Source organism: Acidovorax sp. LjRoot204 (assembly GCF_056175785.1).
In genome coordinates, this window is the sequence record NZ_JBGFFF010000303.1 from 1 (window position 1) to 2,240 (window position 2,240).

The 2,240-nt window shown below is 68.0% G+C and carries 2 protein-coding genes; both read left to right on the plus strand.

What is annotated here, in order from left to right; translation table 11 throughout:
- A partial coding sequence (locus tag AC04MI_RS24780) for an alpha/beta hydrolase family protein (RefSeq protein ID WP_476498995.1) occupies positions 1 to 1,597 on the plus strand: 1,597 nt, incomplete at its 5' end.
- Complete coding sequence (locus AC04MI_RS24785; RefSeq protein ID WP_436077763.1) at positions 1,585 to 2,016, plus strand: hypothetical protein; 432 nt, start codon at positions 1,585 to 1,587, stop codon at positions 2,014 to 2,016. The genes AC04MI_RS24780 and AC04MI_RS24785, both read left to right, overlap by 13 nt.
- Positions 2,017 to 2,240: the final 224 nt, after the last annotated feature.

Genomic DNA, 2,240 nt, shown 5'->3' on the forward strand with positions numbered 1-2,240 from the left:
CGAGGGCCCCGAGACCGACTTGCGTGAGCTGATGCCTGCACCGCGTTCGGTGGCGCATTTTGCAGAGGCGGTCGATGCCTCGTCCGACTTCATCGTCACCTCCAACCAGCGCGACAAAAAGGTGTTTGACCTGTACCGCGTGAACCCTGCGGGCGGGCCGCCGGTGCTGATGGCCACCAACCCCGGCAACGTGGGCTGGTGGGGCGTGGACACCACGGGACAGCTGCGCGCCCGGGCACAGATCAAGGGCGACCAGGTGCTGCTGGAGCGACCTGGCGCCGAGCCGGGCAGCTGGGTGACGGTGGCAGAGCGCAGCCGGTGGGACACGCTGAACGTCTTTGGCCTGCACGATGAGGGGCGCAAGGCCTGGGCCCTGTCGAACCGGGGGCGCGACAAGCTGGCGCTGGTGCGGCTGGACCTGACCACGGGCACGGAGGAAGAGTGGTTTGCCTCGCCCGACGTGGACCTGGACAGCGTGACGCTGAGCCGGCGCACCCGCGAGCCGCTGCTGGCGCACTTCATGCCGGGCTACCCGGCGCGCAAGGTGTTCGACCCAGCGCTGGATGCCCGGCTGTCCGCGCTGGCAGGTGACAAGCCCGCAGAGGTGCTGGTGACCAGCCTGGACCAGACGGACAAGGTGCTCACGGTGGCGGTGGCCACCGACCGTGGCACGCGCAACTACCTGCTGCGCGATGGGCACGAACCCCGCTTTCTGGGCGAGAACCGGCTGAGCCTGATTGCCAAGGACCTGGCCCCCACCGCGCCCATCACCTACACCGCGCGCGATGGTCTCACCATCCACGGCTACCTCACGCTGCCCGTGGGGGCGGCGCCGCAACGTTTGCCCACCGTGCTGCTGGTGCACGGCGGCCCCTGGGCGCGTGACCGCTGGGGCGATGGCGCCACCAGCCGCGCCATGCAGCAGTTTCTGGCCAACCGGGGCTATGCGGTGCTGCAGGTCAACTACCGGGGCTCCAGCGGCTATGGCCGCAACCACATGGAAAAGGCCCGTGGCGAGTTCGCAGGCCGCATGCACGACGACCTGGTGGACGGCGTGCGCTGGGCGGTGGAGCGCGGCGTGGCCGACCCGCAGCGCGTGGCAATCTATGGCGCCAGCTACGGCGGCTATTCGGCCCTGGTGGGCGCCACCTTCACGCCCGAAGTCTTTGTCTGCGCCGTGGATGTGGTGGGCGTGACGGACATCGCACGCCTGCTGGAAGCTGCTCCGCCCTATTGGGAGCTGGGCCTGCCCTGGTGGCACCGCTATGTGGGCAACCCGGCCGTGCCGGAAGACCGTGCGCGCATGGACGCGAAGTCGCCCCTCTACCGGGCTGAGCATGCGCAAAAGCCCATCCTCATCATGCACGGCGTGAACGACCCGCGCGTGAAGCTGGAGCAGTCCGAATGGATGGTGGCGGCCCTTCGCAAGGCGGGCAAGCCGGTGGATTACGTCACCTTCACCGGGGATGGCCATGGCAACCAGCGCTGGCCCAACAACCTCACCATGTACCGCAAGACCGAGGACTTCCTCGCCCAATGCCTGGGGGGGCGGACCAGCGGGTTTGACTACTACCAGCTGGGCGCGTGGGCGTTCTGATGGGGCAGGCCGTCACTTGGTTGCTTGCCCGCTGGGGGCTGCCCCGCTGTGGGTTCGCCACCGCACTGGCCTTGGCCGCCGTGTGTGGTGCGGCGGGTGCCCAGCCCGTTGCACCGGCGGGCGCCGCCTCGGCTGTTGCTGAGGATGCCGCCCCAGCGGCTCCGGTCTATACCCGTGCGCGGGTGGTGTCTGTGGAGGCGGATGCGGGCGGCAACACCACGCATGTGCGGCTGAAGCTGCTGCCCCGCGCCAAGCTGCCGTTCACCACGCAGACCTTCCGGGTGGTCAACCCCGCCCTGATGCACGGCATTCCGCAGGGGGCCTGGGTGCAGTTCACTGCCCGGCACATCGACGGCGAAAACACGCTCACATCCATCCGGGCTACTGCGGAGTGCAAGCGGTTTGAGCGATGTGACTGACCACCCGGGCAGGGCAGCGGGGACTGCGGCTTGCGCTGCGTCAAGGAGAGAGTGAGACGGCAACCAGCACGATGCAGATATTGGTAGAATGAGAATCACTATTATTTGTATTGAGGCCAGTCACCATGAAAACCATGGACGATGGCGCTGCGGCGCGGTTGCATCTTCCTACGCAGCAGAACCTGTCCTCGCGGCTGGACCAATTGCCGCGCCGTGCCTCGGGC